The organism is Nonomuraea sp. NPDC005730 (assembly GCF_040630865.1).
Classification (GTDB): Bacteria; Actinomycetota; Actinomycetes; order Streptosporangiales; family Streptosporangiaceae; genus Nonomuraea.
In genome coordinates this window covers 1-22,353 of the sequence record NZ_JBEXYK010000012.1, presented here as the reverse complement: position 1 = coordinate 22,353, position 22,353 = coordinate 1, and the positions used below count along the sequence as shown (strand labels likewise).

General features: G+C 71.6%; 12 protein-coding genes. 3 read left to right on the top strand and 9 right to left on the bottom strand.

From position 1 onward, the window contains the following. Positions 1-18: 18 nt before the first annotated feature. Positions 19-1,452: a type VII secretion protein EccB gene (gene eccB, locus ABZ444_RS17250; RefSeq protein ID WP_357997190.1), complete on the bottom strand. Its 1,434-nt coding sequence runs from the start codon at positions 1,450-1,452 to the stop codon at positions 19-21. An 85-nt stretch (positions 1,453-1,537) separates the two neighbouring features. Between eccB and ABZ444_RS17245 the strand changes: the two genes are divergently transcribed. Both ABZ444_RS17245 and ABZ444_RS17240 read left to right on the top strand, forming a co-directional pair. Next, on the top strand, positions 1,538-1,984 hold the full coding sequence (locus ABZ444_RS17245; RefSeq protein WP_357997187.1) for a hypothetical protein: 447 nt from the start codon (positions 1,538-1,540) through the stop codon (positions 1,982-1,984). Between the two features lie 2 nt (positions 1,985-1,986). Continuing rightward, a complete protein-coding gene (locus tag ABZ444_RS17240; protein ID WP_357997184.1) occupies positions 1,987-3,279 on the top strand; it encodes a hypothetical protein in 1,293 nt (430 codons plus the stop codon). On the opposite strand, the gene ABZ444_RS17235 is transcribed toward ABZ444_RS17240, so the two are convergent. The 7 genes from ABZ444_RS17235 to ABZ444_RS17205 all read right to left on the bottom strand — a co-directional run bounded on the left by ABZ444_RS17235 (position 3,276) and on the right by ABZ444_RS17205 (position 21,115). Next, the gene (locus ABZ444_RS17235) at positions 3,276-3,842 is read right to left on the bottom strand and encodes a hypothetical protein (RefSeq protein ID WP_357997181.1); all 567 of its coding nucleotides are present in this window, start codon (positions 3,840-3,842) and stop codon (positions 3,276-3,278) included. The genes ABZ444_RS17240 and ABZ444_RS17235 overlap by 4 nt on opposite strands. Beyond that, entirely contained in the window at positions 3,839-3,961 is a 123-nt protein-coding gene (locus ABZ444_RS17230) for a hypothetical protein (RefSeq protein ID WP_357997178.1), read from the bottom strand. Before ABZ444_RS17230 ends, ABZ444_RS17235 begins: the two co-directional genes overlap by 4 nt. 32 nt (positions 3,962-3,993) lie before the next feature. Beyond that, a complete protein-coding gene (locus ABZ444_RS17225; protein WP_357997175.1) occupies positions 3,994-19,023 on the bottom strand; it encodes a hypothetical protein in 15,030 nt (5,009 codons plus the stop codon). Beyond that, positions 19,020-19,364, bottom strand: coding sequence for a hypothetical protein (locus ABZ444_RS17220; protein WP_357997172.1), 345 nt, complete (start codon positions 19,362-19,364; stop codon positions 19,020-19,022). Before ABZ444_RS17220 ends, ABZ444_RS17225 begins: the two co-directional genes overlap by 4 nt. Next, positions 19,361-19,768 (bottom strand): YbaB/EbfC family nucleoid-associated protein, encoded by a 408-nt coding sequence (locus tag ABZ444_RS17215; RefSeq protein WP_357997169.1) that lies wholly within the window; start codon positions 19,766-19,768, stop codon positions 19,361-19,363. The genes ABZ444_RS17220 and ABZ444_RS17215 overlap by 4 nt, the downstream gene beginning before the upstream one ends. A gap of 76 nt (positions 19,769-19,844) precedes the next feature. After that, positions 19,845-20,249, bottom strand: a complete 405-nt coding sequence (locus ABZ444_RS17210) for a hypothetical protein (RefSeq protein ID WP_357997166.1) — start codon at positions 20,247-20,249, stop codon at positions 19,845-19,847. Next, positions 20,246-21,115 carry an SseB family protein gene (locus ABZ444_RS17205; RefSeq protein WP_357997163.1) on the bottom strand — a complete coding sequence of 290 codons (870 nt, stop codon included), beginning with the start codon at positions 21,113-21,115 and terminating at the stop codon, positions 20,246-20,248. The genes ABZ444_RS17210 and ABZ444_RS17205 overlap by 4 nt, the downstream gene beginning before the upstream one ends. A gap of 46 nt (positions 21,116-21,161) precedes the next feature. On the opposite strand from ABZ444_RS17205, the gene ABZ444_RS17200 reads away from it, so the two are divergent. Beyond that, positions 21,162-21,692 (top strand): hypothetical protein, encoded by a 531-nt coding sequence (locus tag ABZ444_RS17200; protein ID WP_357997160.1) that lies wholly within the window; start codon positions 21,162-21,164, stop codon positions 21,690-21,692. 277 nt (positions 21,693-21,969) lie between these two features. Here ABZ444_RS17200 and ABZ444_RS17195 read toward each other — a convergent pair. After that, the coding region (locus ABZ444_RS17195) for a helix-turn-helix domain-containing protein (RefSeq protein ID WP_357997157.1) at positions 21,970-22,353 on the bottom strand (384 nt) is incomplete at its 5' end.

The following is a 22,353-nucleotide window of genomic DNA, read 5'->3' as shown; positions in this document are numbered from 1 at the left end:
GGTCAGGGCGGCCTGGGCTCAGGACCGGCCCTGGAGGCGTACGGGCGACGTCTCCGCGACGGGTTTCCGCGCGGCGGCGGGGTCCAGGAGCGGGCCCTCCGGGATGAGCCGCAGCAGATGCGCGGGCATCGGCGTCACCTGGGCGGCGTCGTAGCCCAGCGTGCCGACGAGGTCGGGGGAGGCCAGCCGGAAGCGTTTGCCCTCGTCGGTGATGAGGGAGTACTCGTGCACGGCGTCGCTCTGGCCTTCGCCCGGGAGCTGGCCGGCCAGCGCAGCGCTGCCGGGGGGCAGCAGCACCTGGTCCACGCGGTCGGGGCCGCCGCTGTTCGGGGGCTTCGGGATGGCGAGCCGCGCGCCGGTCGTCAGCTTCGCGCGCACCGAGCCCTTGACCGTGTCGGCGTAGACCGCGCACAGGGGCGCGTCCGCCGTCGGCGTGCGGAAACGCGGCATGGTGAGCGGCAGGCCGCCGCCCAGGATGCGCAGGGCCGAGGCCCTGGTGGCGTTGACGGTCGCGGCGTCCACGGCGATCGGGCGTACCCGGCCGCCGCCGTAGGCGATCTTGGTCTCCGGGGCCTGGAGCAGGAGCGTCGCCTGTGTGTGACTGACGGGCGCGAGGCCGTCGGCGAGCAGCGCGTACCAGCGTTCCGGCACGCCCGGAACGGCGGCCAGCGTGAAGATCTGCCCCACCCGCCCGTGCGAGCCGCCGGGGCCGGGCACACGCTTGCCGCGATGCGCGATCGCCGGCGGGGCGAAGTCCGGGCCGGCGGGGATGGCGTTCACCCAGGAGATCGGCACCCGGCGCGCCGCCTGGTCGGTGAGGCGGCGCGGGTTCCTGACGAGCATGCGGTAGTCGTTCCACAGCACCCAGTTCTGCTGCCCGTCATCGACGAGCAGGGCGTCGGTGCCCACGGGTGTGCCGCCGACGTCGATCCCGCCCAGCAGCGTGACGTACGGGCGGCGGACCCCTGTGGCGTCGGGCTGCTCGACCACGCAGGCCGTCCACGGGGATCTGACCAGTTTCTGGGGCTTGGGCAGCGAGTCGGGCGCGCCCGGGATGCCGACCTTCTGTCCCCTGGCGAAGCCCGCCAGCGACTCGGCCGACACCGTGCGGACCTTGATCTCCTGGCTGTCCAGCAGGAGCCTGGCCGAGACGTAGTTCTCCACCGGCTGGAGCTTGCCGTCGCTCTGGTTGTAGACGTAGGAGGCGCCGGTCTCCTCCTCGACGAGCAGCTGGCCCGCCTCCTCGAGTTTGGTGGCCCCGCCGGGGCTGAGCATGCCCCAGATCCCGAACCCGGCCGTGATCAGCACCAGCAGGAGGATGCCGGCGAACGTCGCCACGTTGTACCGCCGCATGGGCGACTCAGGCAGATCGGGCTCGCCTTGCAGGAGGGCCAGCCCCAGGCGCTGGGTCATGAGTTTCTGCGCTTGGTAGAGATCCTTTCGGGTCTGCATGATGGACAATATTACGCAGGTTGCGAAAGAAATCTGATGAGGATGGATATCACTCTTTTGGCGTCATAGCCGCCTAGTAAGATCCTTGATCGACGACATGCGGGAGGCTGTCATGGCACCAACCGACAATGGTTGGCATTTGGAGCAGAGTTGGCCGGGTCTGGTGGCCGACAGAGATGGTGTTACGTACAGTCCGGAGGAGCTCGTAAAGGTCGCCAACGCCCTTTGGGCGAAATATCCTGAACTGAACCCAAATGATCCGAAGGCTCCGAAAGTCGCCGCCGCGCCACCCGGTCAGGGCTCGTGCCCGGACGTGGTGGCGCAGGGCCACGCGCTGGGGACGTTCGCCGCCCAGCTCAATCATGTGCAGCGCTGGGACGGCGGCAAGAGCTTCGCGGCGGCCCTGATGCAGAGCCACAAGGAGTTGACCGCGGTCTACCAGGAGGTCAACGACAAGCTCGGGATCGCGTTCGCGCTCATCGACGCCGGCGCGGGCAACTACAAGCGCGCGAGCGCCGCGAACGGGGGCTGACGATGGCCGGAGACGTCGCCGCGGATCACTCGCTCCGCCCCAGGGACGGTGTCTCCTTCTCCGTCGACGACGACCACCGGAACGTGGCGGGGATCAAGAGCCTGGTCATGGGGTTCGACGTGCCGTCCCTCCAGCGGGTGGCGGCGTCCTACAGGGCGGCCGCCGATCGGCTCACCTCGATGAACGAGACCCTGGTCTCGGGGGCGGCCGCGATGGCCAAGATCTGGGAGGGGCCCTCATCGGTGGAGTCGCAGCAGTCGCTGCGCACCCTGCACGCCACCATCCGGGAGCTGGCGGAGAAGTTCAGGTCGGTGGCCGGGCCGCTGGAGACGCTCTGCGCCCGGCTGCTGGCCCACAAGGACTTCGTGGAGAACAAGTCAGAGGCGTGGAGCGACAACGACGAAACCTGGGACGACAGCATCCCCGGCTACTACCAGACGATGAACGCCGGGTACGAGTGGGGCTCCTCGGACGAGCTGGCCGGCCAGCATCTCCGGCTGCTCAACAACGACCTGCGCAAGGTCTACGAGCAGTGGCCGTTCAGCATCCGCAAGGTCGTGCCCGACCTCAAGGCTCCCACGGCTCCGATCCCCCCGGTGGAGACGCTTGACGGCCCCGGCGACCACCATGTCGGCCCCGGCTCGTTCGCCGACCCCGGCGGCGACCTCACGGGCGCGGGCCTCGACGGCGTGGACGGCATCCTGCCCGGCGACCCGGCCGCCGCCGGCCTGCCCGGCGACGCCCTGGGCGCGGACGGCTACCCGAACGGCACCACCCCGGACGGTCTCGGCAGGGATGGCGACCCCGGCGGCGTTCCCGGCGGCGGCGCGGGCGGGACCTACCCCGACACCCCCGGCGTCAGCGGGCCGAACGGCGCCGACGGGAGCGCCCCCTACCCCGGCGGCACCGGCCCGGACACCGGCGCCGGGCTGCCGGGCGGCGGCCTGCCGAACACCCGCGGCTCGGCCACCACCTTGGAGGACTTCCGGCGCCCGGCCGGCTGGGCCCCCGACACCTCCACCTCCCTCCCGAACGGCGGCCTCCCCGCCACGGGCAACGGCGACGGCATCGGTGGCGGTGGCGTCGGCGGTGGTGGCGCCCTGGCGACCGGCCCGGGAGCTCTTCCCCTCAACGCCAGGTCCGCCTCCGCGACGGGCACCGGCATGCCGTTCCTGCCGATGGGCGGGGCGGCGGCCGGCGAGTCGGAGGAGAAGGAGAACAGCACCTGGCTCCACGAGGACGACGACGTCTGGGGCAACGACCCGGGCGACGCCGTCTCCGGCAAGATCGGCTAGCGCGCGGAGGAGCGGCGCAGCTCCCGCAGTGTGCGTTCGGCGGTGGCCTGGTCCACCGCCGGACAGCGGAATCCCTGTGCCACGATGTGCGCGCAGAGCTCCTCGTCCGGCCGGACGCCGTGTTCCTCCAGGTAATAGGTGACGGTGTCCGTCCAGACCCAGGTGCCGTCGGTGCGGAAGCTGAGCGGCACGACCGCGCCGCGCGCCGGGTCGAGCCGGTCGAGGTCGAGGCTCGGCGTCGAGAGGATGGCGGCGCCGGCGTTCAGGTAGTCGGCCAGCCGCAGGTCCTGTTCCCGTGGATGATCGGGCAGGAAGTACGGGACGCCGTCCCTGACCCCGTCGAACACCCTGGCCACCGAGATCGTCGGGACGATCTCCACGTAGCCGTTGCTCCAGCCGCACAGCCCGTCGAAGGCCTCGGCCGGGGTCCAGCCCCGCTTGATGGCCATCGTCTCGATCATCGACCGGACGTCGGCCGAGCTGTACTCCAGCCGGTCCCCGTCCCGCGTCAGAGTGCCGATGACCGCGTCGGAGCTGATGACGACCACCTTGAGCGTGCTCATCCGGCGCTCACCTGGACGAAGCCCGCCCGTCCGAGGCCCGACAGGAGCGAGGGGCCGTCCGTGGGATCCGCGCAGTCGTCGAGACGCTCGCCGGCCGCCGGCGCGGCCTGCGGTCGCACTGCGGGTCTCCTGACGCGTACGCTCATCCGGCTCACCATCCTCTGTCCTCCCAGGACGGCTGCCACGAGGTGATCGCGTACAGGGCGGTCAGTTGTTCCTTGTCCTCTCGACGGGGGAACAGGAGGTTCACCATGTCGATGAAGGAGGCCGCGTCCTGGCGCGGGCTCCAGCGGTTCTTCCAGTGGGTGCCCAACGGTTCCCGCGCGGGCAGGTGCTCGCCGCCGTTGTAGGCGTAGTCCACGATGGCGGCGCCCAGCTTGATCTGTACCTGGATGATCGGGGGGTCCAGATGCCCGTCGGCGTGACGGAACTCGACGCGATCATTGGCGTCGCCGTTGACGTGGGACAGGTTGAGCGCGGAGGGACGCTTGTGAACCCTGCGCAGCATCTGCCCTGTGGGCCGGTCGCCGCTGACCAGCTCGTTCGGCATGCATGATTTGTAGGGCCGGTGCATGCCGTCAGGCCGCCTGGGGTCCTGCCCCAGGCGGAAGAGAATGTCCTCGTAGGCGTGGTAGAGCGTGACGAGCCGCCGCATGACCCGCACGTCGGCGGCGAGATTGGGGGTGCCGATGGTGACGTGCCCGCCGGTCGCCATGGTGATCGTGCCGCCGCAGGAACGGATGATCTCGGTGGTTCTGACCAAGTCCGCCCACGTCTGCTCGGTGTCGCGGAGGATCCCCGAGACGAACTCACCGGAGACGCCCTTCTCGGCTTCCCACTCCATGTGCGGCAGCCCCCTCATCGAGGCGTCGTGCTGCGCGAACACCACCGGGCTCGCGACGAGCCCGGCGCGGTGCAGCTCATAGGTCATCACGTACACGTTGGTCCGCCAGAAGTCCGAGTCGCCCTCCGCGCTGTCGTCCGTGTGGGCGTACTCCAGCTCCGCCCCGAAGGGCACGTCCACGTGCATCGCGTCGCTCGTCATGTACGGCACGACGGAAGCGACGTCCACGCCGTCCCTCAACTGCTCGTGGACGTGTTCGACCACCTGGTTGTGGGCGTCGTGGTCCCAGCCGAAGTGGTGCTGCACCCGGGTGGGCGCCGGCGCCGAAGGGGTCAGCAGCGAGATCTCGCCCTTGGCGTGCATCCCGATGTGATAGAGCCGGTCCAGCGCCATGTCGAAGGCTTCGTGGAAGCCCAGTTCCTGGTACAGCGGAAGCAGCGACATCATGACGTCCGTGAGGAAGTCCATGTCCTGCCGGCTCAGCGGGTTGTCCACCCAGACGGGACTGTCGTCGAATCTTCGCGCGACGAAGTTGCCCTTGAGGACCTTGCCCACGAGCGCGGAGGGATTGGAGTCCTGCAGGGCGAAGGCACGTCCGTGGTCGATGCCCGCGATGCCGGTTTTGGTGACGAAGAGGTTCTCCTTGTGCCGGTCGTCGTTGACGATCAGCAGGTCGAGCAGTTCGATGAGGATCGCCCCTCGTCTGGTGTTCATGTTCGTCACGCCATCGAGAGGCGCGCCCTCGACGTACGTCATGAAGACCACCTCCGGATCCGTCGGATGAAGGGCGACGATGGGAACGTCGGCGCCGATGAGCTGCCCCAGCAGCGCTGAGAGGAACTCGGCCCTGGCTTGGGCGGAGTGCGTCCGCTTCTTTACGACCTTGACGCCGTCCACGGTGAGGTGCGCCGCGACGCCGTCCTCGCTCTTCACCGCGAATATCTCCCAGTCGTTCGGATCGGCGGCCAGCGCGGCGTCGAAGAGGCTCTGGGACAGGCCGCGCTGCTGAACGGCCGGCGGCGCCGGAACGGAGAGGGGACCTGGGGGCGTCACCACCGTGGCGGGCTGGGCCCGCAGCCATTCGCCGTTGTCGTCCTGTGGGAAGACCGGTCGCCCATCGGAGCCGTATCCCTGCACGGCCGCGGTGTGCGGACGCCGGTCGGCTCCGATGTAGACGATCTCGTTGCTGGCGAGGATCCACCGGCCGGTGATGTCGGCCAGCTCCTGGAGCACAGCCTGATTGCGTGCCGTTTCACAGCCCAGGATGCGGATCCAGGCGTTGGGCTGGGCCAGCACGCGCGGGTCGTGGGCGAGCATGGTGGCCAGGTCGGCCGCGCTGAGTCGTTCGGCGCCGATGAGGAAATCGGTGCCATCGCCGGCGATCCCGACGTCGATGACGTTGTTGGAGCGCCGCAGCAGGCGCGGATCGGCCGTGGGCATGACCGCGGAGTTCTGGTCGCGGTACCAGATGCCCGCGCTGACCTCGAAGCGATGCTGGAAGATCAGTTCGCGATGCCGGCCGCTCAGCGGCGGCGTGGAGACGGCCCCGGACAGCCTGCCGGGGCTGACGCTCATGGGGCTCGGGAGTTCCGCTTCTCGCTTGGACGACGTGAGCAGTGTGCGGCGGGTCCGTGGAGCGTCCATCATCTGTGCCAGCGTGGGATCGAGCCAGGCCCTGAGCTGTTCCGCGACCATGGCCGAGGTGTCGGCGGGCAGGAAGATCCGGAACTGTCCCGATGACCGGCCGGCGTCCGTGACGCGCAGGGTGCCCAGCGTCGTCGTCTCCACGGGGCCGTCCGCCGCGAGCACGACCCGGCCCGTGTAGCGGGCGAGGTCCTGAGCGAACGTCGTCGTCCCGTCGTGGGGGCCGGCCAGGACCAGCACGTCGTTGTCCGGCAGGTAACCTGAGCACAACAACATCGCCGCGACCACCTCGGCCCCCAAGAGCCGTCCGTTGATCACCATGTCGCGTGCCGAGTAGCGGCCCTCAACCACGAAGGCGTCCTTGACCGGGCGCACCGTGTGCCGTGCGGCCTCGCCTTGCACGCCGCTTCGGAAGCGCAGCCCCGCCGGTGTCCTGTCGAACGCGTCGTGGACATGCCCCGCCACATCCAGCGCGAGCTCGCCGGTGAGCCTGATTCTCGGCGTGACCACCGGGCCCGTTCGCGGCCGGGCGGGCTGCTGGGTGAGGAAGTAGTGCGTCTCGCCCTCGTCGGTGGTCAGCTTCGCCGTCACCTCGAAGCGGGCGCCGGGCCTGAAGAGAGCCTGGTGCGGCTTGCCCGACAGGTCTCCGACCGGCACGTATTCGGAGGCCAGGATGGTCACCCGCGTGCCATGGGGGCTCTCGGCCAGTTGCCCGGCGTCGTCGACGCCGTCGAGCAGGGTGTTCACGGTGAACTCCTCGCCGGGCCGGATGCCCTTGGGGAACAGGTCGGCGGGGACTCGGGCGAACACGTGCCCCTCCGCCTCCGGCCGGGCCGCCAGTTCGGCGTCGGCCCGAAGGATCACGTCGGCCTGGTTCCGCGCGTTCACCTGCGCCAGGCGATCTCCCTGCAGGAGCTCGCCCAGGATCGGACCCGATCCCGGCGTGGGCCGCCACACGGGCGTCCGGTACTCGACGGTCGTCGGGGCCTCGGAGAACGCCAGCGGGATCAGCCTGGCATCGTCGGATCCGGCGAACTCGTTCAGCATGCTCAGCAACCGCTCGTGCCGGTCGCCGAGGTGGTACCTGGCGAAGGAGCCGCGCAGCGCCTCGAAGGCGGCGGCGAGACGGGCGACGTCCCGTGCGGACAGGACCGGCGCGCCGGTCCGGAACTCCCAGTCGCCGGCCTCGCCGAACCTGACGAGGAGGGGGTTGGCGTCGAGCAGCCGTCGCAGTGTCGCATGGTCCAACGGCCGGCCGAGGCTCAGGAACGTGTACAGCGCGCGGGTGGCCAGGCGGGCCTCGGACTCGGCGGTCGGTTCCGGTTGGCGGACGATCTCTTCGTAGAGGACGTACGGGGTGGCCCGATGGGAGCCGGGCAGGCCGCCCCTGGCCTCGCGCGCCTCCTCAAGCCTGGCCTCGTGCTCGTCCGCCGCCGTGCGGTTCGGGAACTCGTGGCGCAGGGCCCGCCGGCCGTCACCGAAGACCACCTCGGTCGTGCGTGTGCCCGACCCGGGCACGTCGATCACGTCGGTGACGCCCGTCGCCAGGCTCGCCCGCAACGCGTCGTTGCCGAACGTCCGCCACACGTACCCGTCCTCGTCGAGCTCGACGGCCGGGCCGGCGAGGCCGAGCGCCTGCCTCAGCAATGCACGGACGAGAATCTCCTCGCCCTCGAAGATGGGGACGGTGAGCGCCTGCGACCCGTCGGCGAACGTGACCACCGAGCCCAGACCCCATTCCCGGCTCGACACGACTCCCTGCCGGATGTTGCTGTGAAGGCGGAGAGCCGCGTCGATGGGCTGACCCTCGGCGGCCGGATCCGTGTCCGCGGACCTGGTGGGCGAGCCCGTGTCCATGGCTCTGAGCGAGCCCACGTCCGAGAGGGGCAGGTGGTGCCCCGGCGCGGTGTCCAGCGCGCTCTCCAGACCGACCGCGTTCCTGGCCAGCGGGCCACCGGCGAGGTTCCAGTGCCTCTCCACGATCAGCTCGAACTGGGACAGCAGACCCATCTGCTCGAAGTCCGGGCGTGCGGCCTCCAGCATGGCCGCCAGGGCCCGCACGTCCGACGGGGACAGCGGGTTCCTTCCCCAGTCGAGACGGCCGGAGGCGTCCTCACGCAGGAACAGCTCCCGCAGTGGACGGCTGCTCGGCAGCACGTGGAGTGCCGGTCTGGTGACGAGCGCCCTGACGTCGGCCAGGGCGGCGAGGTATCCGGCCAGCACCGCCTCGCGGGTGCCGAGGAAGCCGGAGGAGGGGGCGGTGGGCGTCCAGTCGATGAGGATGTGCCGGTCGCCGGCCGCTCTGGCCGGGCCGACCAGGTCCAGGCGGTGGGCCAGCTGGGTCATCAGCAGGGTCACGTTCCTGCCCTGCCGGGTGGACTCCTCAAGGAGCAGGGCATGGGAACCGTCGGCCAGCCGCACCTTGAAGACGTTCGCGCCGAGAGGCTCCGGCTCGCCCCGGATGCCCAGAGCAGCCAGCTCCGGGTCGCTCGGGCTGTCCAGGATCTCCGGTGCTGGCTCGTTCGGGGTGTCCTGGGTTTCCGCTTCGTCGGCGTCCGTCCCGTTGATCAGATCGTCGATGCGATGCCGTGGACGGGTGCGCCGGTCGAGATCGTCCTGCACCGCGACGATCTCCCTGCCCAGCCGGTTCGCGGCCGCGGTGTCGCCCGCCGCCAGGGCCTCACGCTGCTTGCGCTCCAGGAAGACCAGCTCGTTGCGGCGGGCGGTGACGCACTCGTCGCGCGTGGCCTCCCCCGGCGTGTGCGGGTGCGAGTGCCCGTGCTCACCCTCCATCCGGTACTGGAGCACGTCGCTGATCTCGTGCAGGACGAGCCTGGCCACCTGGTCACGGGCGACCCGGGGAGCCAGGGTCACCACGTGCGGATCGTCCTGGGTGCCGGTGTTCGTCGCCGTGGTCTCGCCGAGGTAGCCGCCTTGGACAGGGCCCACCTGGAACCGGAAGTGCAACCGTCCGAGCAGGTCGGACTCCAGCGTGAGGGTGTCGCCGCCGTGCCAGACCACCCGCCAGGCGCCGCCGACGCCGCCGAAGTCCTCCGGCAGCACCTCCCTGTTGAACGATTCCCGGGCCTCGTCGTAGGTGAGGTCGTCGTCCTCGGCGGGGCGGCCGTCGGCGACGAACCCGGAGTGGGGGATGGGTGAGCCGTGGGTGGAGCGGGGCGTGCCGCCCGTCCCTTCCCCGGTGTCGTCGGGCGTGCCCTTGACCGGCCAGGTGGCCGGTGCCTCGGGCAGGAGGACGCCGCGCCGGTTCAGCTCGTTCCTGAGCTGCTCGGCGAGGCTGGTGACCTTCGTCTCCGCAGCCTGCCGTTCGGGACGTCCGGCGGGTTCGGCGGGGTTCGCGTCCGGTCTCGGCATGGTGCGGTCGTGCAGGGCCCGGAGGTCGATCCCGTGCTGCTCGGCCGTCGCGATCAGGGGGGACGGCAGGCCGGCGAAGCGCCGCCCGAACCCGCCGTCGTCCTCCTGCGCCACCAGCCGGCCGTCCGGGGTGGCGAGGTAGGTCAGCGGCGGGCCGTGTGGTGGCCGGACGGTGATCGAGACGTTCTCGTTCCGGTTCCGGGCGACCAGTTGCGCCTGCCTGAGCTGTTCGTACGGGGAAGTGGCCTGCTGGGCGTCCGGGCTGACCGGGACCGGCCGGACGGCGGCGGCCCGGCCGGGTTCCCCGGCGACCGGCCGCGGGTTCTCGGCCTGTTCGGCGAGCTCCCGCATGACGTGGTCGAAGAGGGTCACGTCGGCGTGGCCCGTCGCGACCCGGACGGCCGCCGCCGGCGGCGTCTGCTCGCTGTTCGGCGGCGGCGAGACCTCGACACGCACGGTGTAGTCGACCCGGAACCTGATCGAGCCGCTGTCGGCCTTCTCGAAGACGCTGGTCTCCCTGCGGTTGCCGCCACCGATCGACATGCCGTCGCTGCCCTGGTTACGGTAACTGCCGCCCATGCCGAACTTGCCGGCGAACGGCAGCCATCTGCGCATGTCGCCGCTGCCGAAGGAGAACCCGGCCGGCAACAGCCTGGTCCGGTCGGTGTTCGCGCCTGTGCTCCACTGCCGGCGGTCGGCCTGCCCGATCTCGAAGTCCTCGCGGCCTTGGGCGATCGTCACGGGCTCCGACAGCACCGCGCCGACGTGGACGCGGGCCGTCCTGCCGTGCCGCATCGGCACCTCGAGCACCATGAGCCCGTCCGCGGCGGTCATGAGTTCGAGGCCGGCGTTCCTGTTGTTGCCGGTCAGGAGCCGGGCGAGGGTGTCGGAGTCGGCACGGGACAGGCGCAGGTTCAGCGTCCTGCGCAGGTGCCGTTCGACGGCCGCGGGGAGGCGGTTCGCCCGGGTGCTCTCGACGATGAAGTTCTCGGGCGGGGGGAAGGGCCGGGGATCGGGCGCGGCGGGTCGTGGAGCGGTGCTCGTGGGCGCGACCATGCCCGGCGGGATGAGCCGGTCGATGGTGCCGGTCATCCGGCGGGTGACCTCCCGCGACCGTGCCGCGGCCTTCCAGGACATCGTGGAGTGCGCCCGCCGGACGGCCGTTTTCAGGGGCGAGACGGTCTTCGTGGCCGGCGTCGAGCTCACCCGCCGTACGGAGACGACGAGCGTGATGTCCTGGCGCACCTCCGTTCTGGCCCCTGCGAACGACGCCGCGCGCTGGAGCCGGGTCTCCTGGAGGTTGCTGGCGCCCGTGGCGCCGCGTCCACGGCTGGTGTTCGCGGACCCCGACTCCGGCAGCTCCGCCAGCGGCCCCTTGGCGCTGGGGGTGGCGGTCAGCCTCGACGACTCGGAGACGTTCTCCTCCCGCATGGTGTAGAGCTGGAGGATCTGTCCCAGGTCGAAGACCTCGCCCCGATACCGCGCGTTCTCGCCGAGCTCGGCCCGTACGGTGATCTCCAGGATGTCGGTGGTCCCCTCACCCCTGACGGGATACACGGCGGGCGGGGAGTCCGGGTCGAGCAGCGTGTCGATCTTGCCGAGCCAGGAGGTGCCGGAGAAGTCGGTGGTCAGCGCCCGCCACAGGGAGGTGTCCGCGTCGAACGCGCCCGGGGCCACCGCGTCGACCGCCTGTCTGATCTCCTCCAGCAGCTCCACCTCGACGCCCGGACGGTCCTCCGGGTGAAGGGTGACCCCCTTGACGGTGCTCATGCCGACGGCGTCCTGGTACGTCGGCGCGAGCGCGGCGGCCACCTCGCCGTTCTCCAGCCGTCGGGCCGCCGCGCGCAGCTGCTCCCGGACGTGGTCGAAGAACTCCGGCCGGCTCAGCATGCGCTCACGGGTCTCGGCGTCCGTCTCGCCAGGCTGTCCGGGCGGAACCCCGGGCGGCATCATCTCGGCCAGCCTGTGGGAGGGGAACAGCGCGAGGAGTGCGGCGAGGACTCTGCCGGTGCTGTGCCCCCAGCTGAGCGGGACGCCGGGCAGGGTGGTCAGGCCCGGGACGCCCGACGGGTGCGCGGCCCGCGCCTCGGCCAGGTCCCGCAGGTACTTGTCCATGAATCTGACCGCTACCCGGCGGCCGAGTTTCAGGTCGCCGTTCATGAGGCGTTCGGCCGCGTCGGCGAGCTGGTGCAGCGGGAGCTGTACCTCTTCGCTCGCGTACAGGTCGAGCGCGTCGCGTTCGGCGAGCAGGTAGAGGACGGTGCCGCCGCGCGGCTCGGCCGTCGTCATGGTGATGCCCGACCCGGCGCTCAGCTTTGGGGCGACGTCCATCACGAAGGCGTACTGCTTGCCCGTGTCGATGGTCAGCCGCTCAGGGCCGGCGATGAGCTTGCGCTCGTGCGTGGTGGTGCGCTCGCCCGAGAGGCCGCCGCTTCCGTCGATGTCCAGGCCGCCGGGCACCGACTCCCCTCGGGATCCTCCGGCGTTCCACGGGATGGACCTTCGGGTGGAGCTGCTGTGGGAGCCGAGCGTGAGATTGATGTCGCCGACCAGCAGGTCGGTCGCGGTCAGGAAGCGGGACTCGCCCGGCCTCAGGTGCAGGTCGACCGGCTGGTGCTCCCGCCTCCCGGCCGCCGACTGGGTGTCCACCCCGGTCCGGTGGCCGGAGGTGAACACCTCGGGGTGGCTGATCAGGCTGCGTACGTTGAAGAAGGCCGCCAGATGCTGGAACGCGGGCGAGGAGCGGTCGAGTGGCTTGGCGAGCATGTTGGCGACGGCCGTCGCCAGATCGCCGACGTCGAGGTGGGCGACGGTGGCCAGCCGGAGCGCCGACCGCGAGGTCGGATGACGCGGGCCCGCCGGCCGAGGGTACCCGTCGAACGACGGCGCCGGCGGCAGCAAGTCGGCGGGCAGCACGATCCGCGCCTCCCCGGCCTGCCCCGTCACCACGGGCAGCGCTGTGTTCGCCCCGGTCAGCCGCTCGACCTGGAGGGTGTGCGGGATGCGGAAGACCGCGCTCTGCCCGCTGCCCTCCAAGAGCTTCACCTGATTGACGGTGCTGCCCGTCGTCTGCTCGCTCTGGAGGACCTCGCCGACGCCGGCGGACGTCCTGAACGCGCCGGGATCGGGGCCGAGGTCGTTCAGGGCGACGTCGGCCGCGCTCTGCCCGGACCGCGACGAGGCCCGGTTCCGGGGCGAGGCGTCGGTGTCCGACCCGATGTTCAGGTTCACCACCGGTTCGGCGCTGGTCACCCCCGTGTAGACGGCGTTGTCGAAGTCCTGCCGCAGGCTGATCCGCAGGGTGTAGTGCTCGGCCGCGAGGCCTGGCCGGTGATGGACCAGGTTGACGATCAGGCCCGCCTGGGCGGCCTGGTCGTAGCCGGTCTCCAGACGTTCGGCGGAGAACTGCTCGGCGACCAGTTGCTCGTTGGCCATCTGGCTCGCCCTGACCGAGGCGTCGGTGGAGTACTGGGGGACGCCGTTCCGCAGCCGCGGCAACACGCCTTCGCGGCGCAGGTACGCCTCGACCTCCGCCCGGACCTGGTCCATGCCGGTGATGCGCTGCACCAGCCCCGGGCCCACGCCGCGGAGCTGTCCCGGCTTCCTTCCTGACCAGGTGGGCAGCGCGTCGACTCTGCCGGGCGGGGGCATCTTGACGGGTTCGCCCCTGAGCACGACGTTCCCGTCCGCGTCGTGCCCGACCTGCGCGGCGGCGGCGACCGGCAGGCCGTAGTGGTAGGCGTCCGGCTCGGGGATGCGGAACAGGCCGGTGCTCGGGTCGGAGTCGAAGGTGACCGGTTCGTTGCCGTCCATCTGGACCGTCACCGTGTGCACCACGTTCAGGAGGTAGCCCTGGGTTTCCCCCGCCCATCGCTGCACGCTCGGATGGATGGCCACGCTCGTCACGCTGTCGGACGTCGACGCCGCTCCGCCCCTCTCGCCGCCGACGGTGAACTCGCCCTCGTTGGCGTCCACGGGCTGGTCGGCCTCCCGCGTGGTGAGGCCCACGCTGCCGCCGCCCCCACGGCCGCGGTTGTCGGAACGGCTCTGACCCGCCTGGGAGAACCCGTTGCGCAGCCGCTCCTGGTGGTGCTTCTTGCTGGGGCCGCCGACGAGCGTGGCCCCGGGAAGCACGGTCGTGCGCACCGTCACCAGGCCGCGGATCCGGCCGTTCACGGTGATGGTCCGGCGCAGTCCGGCCGGATCGTTGATGGCCACGCCGAGATTGCTGGGCAGGTCCTCGGTCATCAGCGTGATGATCTGGTCGCGGGCGACAGGGCTGAGCACGTCCGACATGAGCAGCTCGGCCAGCGCGCGCAGGCCGGTCAGCCCGGTGACGACGTGCTCAGGGAATGGGGGGCTCCGCCGGCCGGCCTCAAGCAGGTTCGCCGGAGGGTCCCTGAGGTAGGTCTGCGAGATCCAAAGGCTCTGACGCTCGGCCTCTCCGGCGGGCAGCGACTCCGCCAGCGGCGCGCCGGACGCCGTGTGCAACTCCACGTTCCAGGCCGCCCTGGCGGTGAACATGGTTGCCATGCCGCGGTCGTCCTCGACGTTGCCGCCCTGCCAGTTCTCCTGGGCCCAGGTGGAGAAGGAGTCGCCGGCGTCCGTTTTCACCTTGACCCTCAGGACGCCGAACGCGGCGATGAACTGAAGAACCGGCGAGGACGAGTCGCGCAGGTTCCGCCGGACGTAATCGATGATGTCCCGGTCGAAGGAGAACCCGCGTGAGCGGCCGGTGGTGTCGGTGGACTTGCCGCCGCCCTGCGGGAGGTTCCCGAGCATGGTCTCGGAGTGGGTGGCGGCCGGTCTCGCCACCTCCATGAGGTCGTCCAGCGTCAGCCGGATGCGCAGCTCCGCGCCCGTGGTCGCGTTCAGGCGCAGGAGCAGGCCGTCCGGCGAGACCGCGCTGTGGAAGGCCTGGCGGATCGCCCACCGCAGCTCCTCCTCGCCGAACCGCACGGGTACGTTCCGCTTCGAGAGCATGTCGTTGACCAGCGCGGTCAGCGGGGCCAGGTTGGCGATCGGGCCCGCCGCGTAGGCCGCCAGCAGGGCGTGCGGCGACGGAAGGGCCGCCCGGCGGGCCGCGTCGTAGGCGTCCGAGCGGCTCCGCAGCTCGCGCAGCGCGGCTTCGACCTCGGGCGTTCTGGGACTGTCCGGCCTGTTCACGCTGCTCAGGGCGGCCAGCGCCCGGCCGGAGGCGTCGAGCGCCGGGTCGGCGGCCGCCGCGGCGGTGGCGTACCGCTCGGCCGCGCGGGCGTGGTACTCGTAGGTGGTCGCCGCCACCTCGGCGTTCAGCATCTCCCGGCGTGCCCGCTCGACCGCGCTGTCGTCCTCACGCTCGCGGTGCAGGGCCGCCTGTGCCCAGGCGTTCTCGGCCTGGTCCCAGGCCGCCTCGGCCTGGCGCTGGTGGTGGATCCTGAGCTCGATGTCGTGCCGCCGGGCCTCCTCCAGCCTCCTCTCCTCCTGCTCGACCGTCCTGCTGAGCTCCGACAGCGCGGTGGGCGGCGGCGCGGGCACCGTGAAGGGGGGCGGTGTCGCCGGCGGCAACGCGGCGATGGCGTCCTGATACGTCTTCATGGCCGTGGTGGCCGCGTCCGCGCGGGCGCTCAGCGTGGCGTGGTCGACCGGCTCGCCCGCGAGCACTTTGTTCAGCAGGCCGGTGAGCTCCTGGTGGGCGTCGCGGGCGGCGATCGCCAGCCGCTCGGCCGCCTCGTGCTGCGCGGCGATCCGGTCGAGGGCCGCCGCGGTGGCCCGCCACCTGCGAGCGCCCTCCAGGTCGTGGCGCCTCAGCGCGTCCGCCGCGAGGACGGACGGCCCGCTCGCCGCGTCGTTGTAGGCGCGCACTGCCGCGCGCTGCGCCGTGACGACCCGGCCGATCCCCTCGATGGCGGTACGCAGGGCCAGGGCGGCGGCCCGCCGGTCCGACGCGTGCTGGAGGAGGTCGGCCAGCAGGCCGTCGATGTCCTGGGCGCCACGCGCGTTCGCCAGATGTTCCTGGGACGTCAGCTGACGGTAGTACTCCTCGTGGGTGGCGCCCAGGCGGAGCAACTGCGAGGCGAGCGCGTGCGGCGGGTTGATCAGGATGCGCCGCGCCCGCCGCGTCTCATCGAGCAGCACCTGGTAGGTGTCGGCGGCCCGCACGGCGGAGTCGGCCGCGGCCCGCCGGTCCGCCTCCGTGCCCGGTGAGCGCCGCGCCGGGTCGGTGAGCTCGGCGGCGGCCGCGCGCAGCGCCGCGGAGTGCGCGCTGAGCGCGTCCGGTCCAGGGGCCTCGGGCAGCGTGGGCACGAGGACGGCCCGGTCGGCCTGTTCCTCGTACCGCGCCCGGAGCCGGTGGGCCTCTTGTAGTGCCCTGGCGAACTCGACGCCCGCCCGGCCGGGAGCACTGGCGGCCGGCGCGAGCGACTGGACGGTCTCGTACGCGGCCCTCGCCTGGGACACCGCCGTCAGCAGCGGCCCGGTGCCCATGTCGGTCACCGTCATCGCCTGGAGCTGGAGGTCCAGCTCGACGCGCAGGAGCCGGTCGACCTGCCGCGACAGCGCCTGGTCCAGATCCCGTACGAGCCGGTCGACGGCCTGGTCGTGGTCGAGGAGCAGGCCGACCAGGTCGTTCGCGGACCGCTGGACGGGCGCCGGGTCCGCGCTGGGCCCGTCCAGCAGGCCGCGGGCTTCCAGGATCGTGTGTACCGCCGCCCGCTCCTGTACGAGGGCCGCCCGCTCGTCGCCGCTCGTCTCGCCGATGCGGCGGTTCAGGAACTCCAGCTCGCGACGACGGGCGGTGAGGCACTCGTCGTGCCCGTCCCGACGGGTGATCAGGCGGCGCATCAGGTTCTGGCGAGGCTCGCTCCTGGCGTGCAGGGTGTCCACGATCTCGTGCAGCACCAGCCTGGCCACCTGGTCGGGGGCCACGCCCGGAGTCAGCCGCACCTGGTTGACGTTGCCCGGCTGCACCACCGTACGGCCGAGCCGCCCGCGCGAGACTCTGCCCACCTCGAAGGTGAACGTCTGGTCGGGCAGGCCGTCGACCTCGACCACCAGCGTGTCCGGGGCGGTCCAGCGCAGGCCGGTGACCTCCCTGCCGAGGTCGGCGGCCTGGACCTCGACCTCGAACGCCGCCCGTGCCTCCGCCACGGTGAGCACCGGCACGCCGCGCTCGCGGAGGTCGGCCATGAACCGGGTGCCGTCGAGGGGCCGGCCGCTCACCTCCCTGTTACGAGCTCTGCCGATCAGCCTGGCGACCAGGGCGGGGCCGGGCGTGTCGGTCTGGGGGCCGGGCTCGGCGGGGGCGGGGTCTGTCTGGGGGCGTGGTGCGGTGCCGAGGATGGCCGATGTCTGAGCCGTGGTGAGGGTGCCGGGGGTGGCGGCGTCCTGGGGGGTGCCGGCGGGGTCGGGCGTCCGGGCGGAATGAGGCTCCCCAACGCTCCGCGGCTCCCCGGTCCTCGCCGGCTCACCGGCCGTATCCGGGTTGCCGGGCGTGCCGGGGGTGTTGTTCGTCTCCGAAGTGCCGGCCGTGTCGCGGGCGCCCGTGGTGTCTTGGGGGCCCTTGGCGTCAGGGGTGCCGGTCGTGTCCTGGCCGCTGGGGGTGCTGTCCGGGGCGCTGTTCCCGTCCTGGGGGCCGGCCGGGTTCTGGGGGCCGGTGGTGTCGGGGCCGGTCGTGTCGGGGGCGGTGGTGTCGGAGCCGGTGGGGGCGGGACGCGTGCCGGCAGGCGGCTGGTCGGTCGTGGGCGCGGGCTGCTGATCTCCGGTGGGGGAGGTGTCCTGCGCGCCCGGCGGGGACGCCGGTCGCGCGTCCCGGCCCGGGTCCTGCTGGTCTTGGGGCCGGTCCTGCTGGTCCTGGGACTGGCGGGCCGGTGCCGGGGGAGCGGGGGAGTCCAGGCGGGGTTCGGCGTCGTCGGCGGGCCGGGGGCGGGGTGCCTGGCTGGTGTCCGGGGTGGCTTCCGTCGTCGGCGTGGTCCGGGTCGGCTTGTGCCCGGGAGGCGCCGGTTGGGTGATCGTGCTGGTGGTGCGGTCACGTCTGGTCCCACCCGAAGGGTCGCCCGGCTGCGGGAGCAGCGGCCCGGCATCGGGCGAGCCGGCCGGGGGATCCGTCCTGGGCGAGAGGTCCCCGAGGAAGGGGCCCGGCGTGATGGGGGCCGTGTCGCGCTGGGCCGCCGCCGCGGCGAACACCCTGCTCAGCGAGGTCACCGGGGTGGCGACCGCGGACAGGACGTGCAGGTTCGTGGGGGCGAGGGTGTTCGTCCGTCCCGCGCCGCTGAGAAAGCCGCCGTAGAAGCCTTCCGCGCCCGGTAGCGCGAACTGGTCATAGACGACGTAGTTGGCGACGATGCTGCCGGCGGGCGAGGCGAACATGTTGTTCAGACCGGTGTTCAGCGCACGCCCGGGGAAACGCAGGAACGCGTTGCCGACGCCGCGCTTGTCGCCCGCCATCCTGTTCAGCCGCGTGATGCCGGGCAGGTCGTTGGCGAAACGCGACATCGGCTCGCCGAGCTTGGTGCCCGCGATCGCGCCGGCGCCCGCGCCGATCGCCGCCGCCTTGACCTTCCGCCAATCCACTGTGTCGCGGGTGCCCATCTTGATCTGCTGGATCTGGGTGGTGACGTCGATGAGGAGCTCTTCCCCGATCTCCTCGAACAGTTCCACCGCCAGTGCCCCGTTGAGGAACCGCCCCGCTCCGGCTCCGGCGAGTCTGGAGATCTGACCGCTCCGGGCGACCGCGCCCGACCTCGCCGCCGCCAACGCCAGCCGTTGCATGAGCAAGGCGATCCTGGATCCCCCCGCCACGCCCGCGCTGCGCAGCATCAGGCTCGCCAGCGGGAAGAAGCCCGCGGCGATCAGGGCGGTGAACGCGGCGATCACCGCGATCCAGAACGCGACGTTGATCGACAGCTTGGTGTACTGGGTCTCGCGGGCGAAATTGTCGACCATCCTGGCGTAGGAGAAGGACTCCTGGGCCTTGGCGACCACGCCGGCCTTGTCGTCGTAGAGCTTGGCGAGCCGCTTGAAGATGACCGGTTTGGCGGGAGACTGGAGGCTGCCGTTCAAGGTCTGCACGGTGGCGGAGGTCGGGTCGAGCGTGCCGATGAGCAGGTTCATCAGCTTGACGTACTCGACACGGAGCTCCCAGAGCCTGCTCTCACTGCCCTCGGGCCAGCTCTGACCCGCCGTGAGCAACGGGATCAGATGGTGGACCACCCAGTCGGGCAGCGCCTCGGTCCGCCAGACGGGCTGCACGTCCGTGGTGGCGATCCCGCCGTCGAACGCGCCCGTGCCGCCCGCCGGCTTGCGTGCGTCGTTGACTTCGGCATCGCCCTTGCCCGCCATCATGCCCGGCGGTAGGGATTCGTCAGGCCCAGCTCGATCGCCTGCTCAGTGGTGAGCGTGTTGGAGACCGTCGCCCGCAGCAGCGGCCCGGAACCGGAGATCTCCTTGATCAGTTCTTCGGTGTCCCGCAGGAACCTCTCCGGGCCCCCGCCGGCCAGGTAGGTCTTGCTGAAGGAGCTGCCGTCCGGCCCGCCGCCCTGCGGCCAGGCGGCGTTCAAAGCCCGGATCCGTGCCGCGATGGCAGGCCAGGCGCCGGCCAGGTCGGTCGCCATGGCGTCCCACTGGTTCAGGCTGGCGCTGATCGGTTCGCGGATGTGCACGTCCGCGCGGTCGTCGGCGGTCATCGACGGCGTTTCTCGTCCGGCGCCTGGCCGGAGAGCTGGTCGAGCACGGTCTCCAGATCGCCTTCCAGATGAGCGCGTAACTGCTCGGCCGGCACGACCGGTTCGAAGAGTTCGACCAGCTCGTCCAGAGCTTTGGCGGTGGCCCGATGGATGGTGTCGGTGATCGCGTCGGCCAGCCCCCTGGCGTTCGGGCGGCGGTACAGGCGGGGGTCGAGGTCGAGCCTGACCAGCTCGCCACGGACGCCGACCGTGGCCGAGACGAGGCCGTCGGCGGACTTCTCGGTGATCCGGATCGTCTGGGCGCGGGCGTTGAGATCGGCCGCCTCGCGCTGCATGCGCATGAACGTCTCGCGTAATTCGTCGGCGTAGGCCTGGAGCCCCACCACGTCAGCGTCTTCGTTCAAGGTCCCCACCCCCTAACTGGAGCGAATATAACAACAACCTCATAGGGCCTGAAAGGATCAAGAGTGATGTTGTTCATCAGATGCTCACAATGACCACAGCCTCCTCGCTGAGCTCCGACACCTCGTCCCGCTTCACCCAGCCGCGGTACACACCCCGCTCGACCCGCTCCAGCCCGAGGCTCGCCGCCTGCGGCGCATTCCCGCCGGTGTACTCGATGAGCAGCTCCGTCTCCTGCGCCGTCTCCCGTTCCCCATGCACCAGGAACGGGGCGCCGCGCCACTCGCAGACGGTCCTCACGTGCCAGACCGCCGAGCAGTCGGTTGCCGGAACCGCGCGCACGTACCGACCGGGCGCCACCTCGTCGAAGCCGTCCGCGGGGGTCGTGGCGTACAGGCGCATGAAGACGCGGCCCTCGACCAGGTCCGGCGACGCCTCGTACTCGGTCTCCGCCCAGCGGGCGCGGTAGGACTCCCGGCTCACGCGTCCTCCGTCAGCTGCCAGTGGCCGTGGTCGGCGTCGTACCTGGCCTGAACACGCTCCTTGCCGTCGTCCGCCAGCTCCACGATCTCGGCGCCGTGCGGCAGGCCGACACCGTCGATCTTGTACTCCCGGATGGTCTCGCCCGGGTTCGGCACCAGTCCCATGCCGACGAACGGCGGCTCCTCGATCACCCAGCCCGCCATCGCCGTCCGGCCGCGCTCGTCTGTGCCGCCGTATGGGGTGCGGTAGAGCTCCAGCCCGATCGCCGGCCAGCGCAACAGGTTGACCGCGCCCTCGTCGGTCAACGCGTCCTCCTGGAGCAGCGCGTCGGCGAGCACGGACGGGGTCGCGATGTGGGCGACGTCGAGGGCGTGATGGCAGTAGCCGGAGACCCGCGGCCGGTCGTCGCGCAGCAGCTCCAGGACCTGCGCCGCCTGGAGCAGCTTCTGCACGATCGGGAGGCCGCTGTCCGGCTCCGCTGTCAGGTCCTGCTCCAGCGTGGGCACCGCCAGCCTGGCGACCGTGCCCGGTTCGAGCAGGAACGACGGCTCCAGCCCCGGGTTGACAGCCAGGCCCCAGCCGGGATCGGGCCAGCCGGCCGCCAGCTCGACCAGCGACAGGACCCGGAAGTGCTGTACGGCGCCGCCCGTCGCCTCCCGCATCGCCTCCGCCGAGGTGTACACCGCCAACCACACCCGGTCCGCCGCGGGGAGCGTCGGCCAGGCGATCGGCTCCTCGCCCCTGGCGGCGGCGTCACCGACCGGGCAGGCGAAGTCGGCGAAGCGCAACAGCGCGAGACAGGTGGTCAGGTCGTGCCGGCCGTGCGCCTCCTGGAGCCGCTCCTCGAACGCGGTCGGTGCCTGCATGGCGCCACCCTAGTAGCTGCGCCCGCCTTCCCTGTAGGTTGCGCGTGTGACGGATCGGCCGGTTGCCCGCACCCGCGACGAGGCTCTCGTGTACCTCGACCTCAATCCGTGCGCGTGCGGCTCAGTGGAGACCGAGTGGGACAGCGGCGTGGTCAGTGTCGAAGGCGCGCTGGTCAAGTGCTACGCGGGCGACTGCACGACGTGCGGCGCCGCGCGGGAGTATGTGTTCACGCTGCCCAGGCGCGAGGTTCTGCCCGCCGGCTGGCCGACGTTCGGGGGGCCGGAACCGTCCGAGCTGCTCGACGCCGGAGAGTGGATGTGGCTGGCCGACCTCACGGCCGGCAACGTCCCCGACGACCCGGAGGACGCTCGCCGGGCGCTGTCCATGGCGCGCTCGGCGGTGGAGGAAGTGCTCAAGTTCATCCCCGAAGGGCAGGACGACGTTCCTGACGAGGCGTTCTGGTCCGTACGCGGCCGGGAGGTACGCGCCGCCGAGCCTCCTCGCTTCCGCCGCGAACGCCTGCTGGTCGTCAGGGACACCTACCTGGACCTGGCCGGGGAGGCTCGTGTCCGCTGAGGGCAGCGGTGGTCGCTCGGCTGATGCCGTAGACGTCACCCGGGCCGAGCCGCCGGCCCGGCTCCGTAGCCGATGTGCCGGGGACGAGGTGCCCCTGGCCGATGTGGCCACCACCTACCGCGTCGGACGCTCCACCATCCATGGCCCAGAAACCACCGGGTAGAACGATCGGCGCAGGGGGCGCGGGACCGGCGAGCTCTCGCCGGCCTCAGCGACCAGTTCGCGCAGGAAGAAGCCGATCCCGACCGGCGCTCGGCAGCCGGGGACGCCTCCGGCGTCATCGTCGCGCGTGGCTGTCGTCCGCCTCTGACGTGGCGCGGGTCAGGGCCTCGTGCCGGTAGTCCTTGGGCGGCAGGCCGTACTCCGTTCGAAAGTATCTGCTGAGGTCGGCGGCGCGGATGAATCCCCAGCGGGCGGCGATGACATGGATGGGCTGCCCGGCCAGGCTCGGATCGGCCAGGTCGGCGCGGCAGCGTTCCAGGCGGCGGCGGCGGATCCAGGCCGTCAGGGTGGTGCCCTGACGCTGGAACAGCAGTTGCAGGTAGCGCACGGAGATGTGGTGCCGGTGGGCGATGGTGCGGGGTGTCAGGTCGGCGTCGGCGAGGTTGTGCTCGACGAACGCCCGGATGCGCGCCATCAGGGCGAGTTGCCGGGTCTCGGG

Coding starts and splice junctions, on each gene's coding strand:
- ABZ444_RS17205 (WP_357997163.1), bottom strand. CDS start 21,115: ATGCAGGCACCGACCGCGTTCGAGGAGCGGCTCCAGGAGGCGCACGGC.
- eccB (WP_357997190.1), bottom strand. CDS start 1,452: ATGCAGACCCGAAAGGATCTCTACCAAGCGCAGAAACTCATGACCCAG.
- ABZ444_RS17235 (WP_357997181.1), bottom strand. CDS start 3,842: ATGAGCACGCTCAAGGTGGTCGTCATCAGCTCCGACGCGGTCATCGGC.
- ABZ444_RS17220 (WP_357997172.1), bottom strand. CDS start 19,364: ATGACCGCCGACGACCGCGCGGACGTGCACATCCGCGAACCGATCAGC.
- ABZ444_RS17240 (WP_357997184.1), top strand. CDS start 1,987: ATGGCCGGAGACGTCGCCGCGGATCACTCGCTCCGCCCCAGGGACGGT.
- ABZ444_RS17225 (WP_357997175.1), bottom strand. CDS start 19,023: ATGATGGCGGGCAAGGGCGATGCCGAAGTCAACGACGCACGCAAGCCG.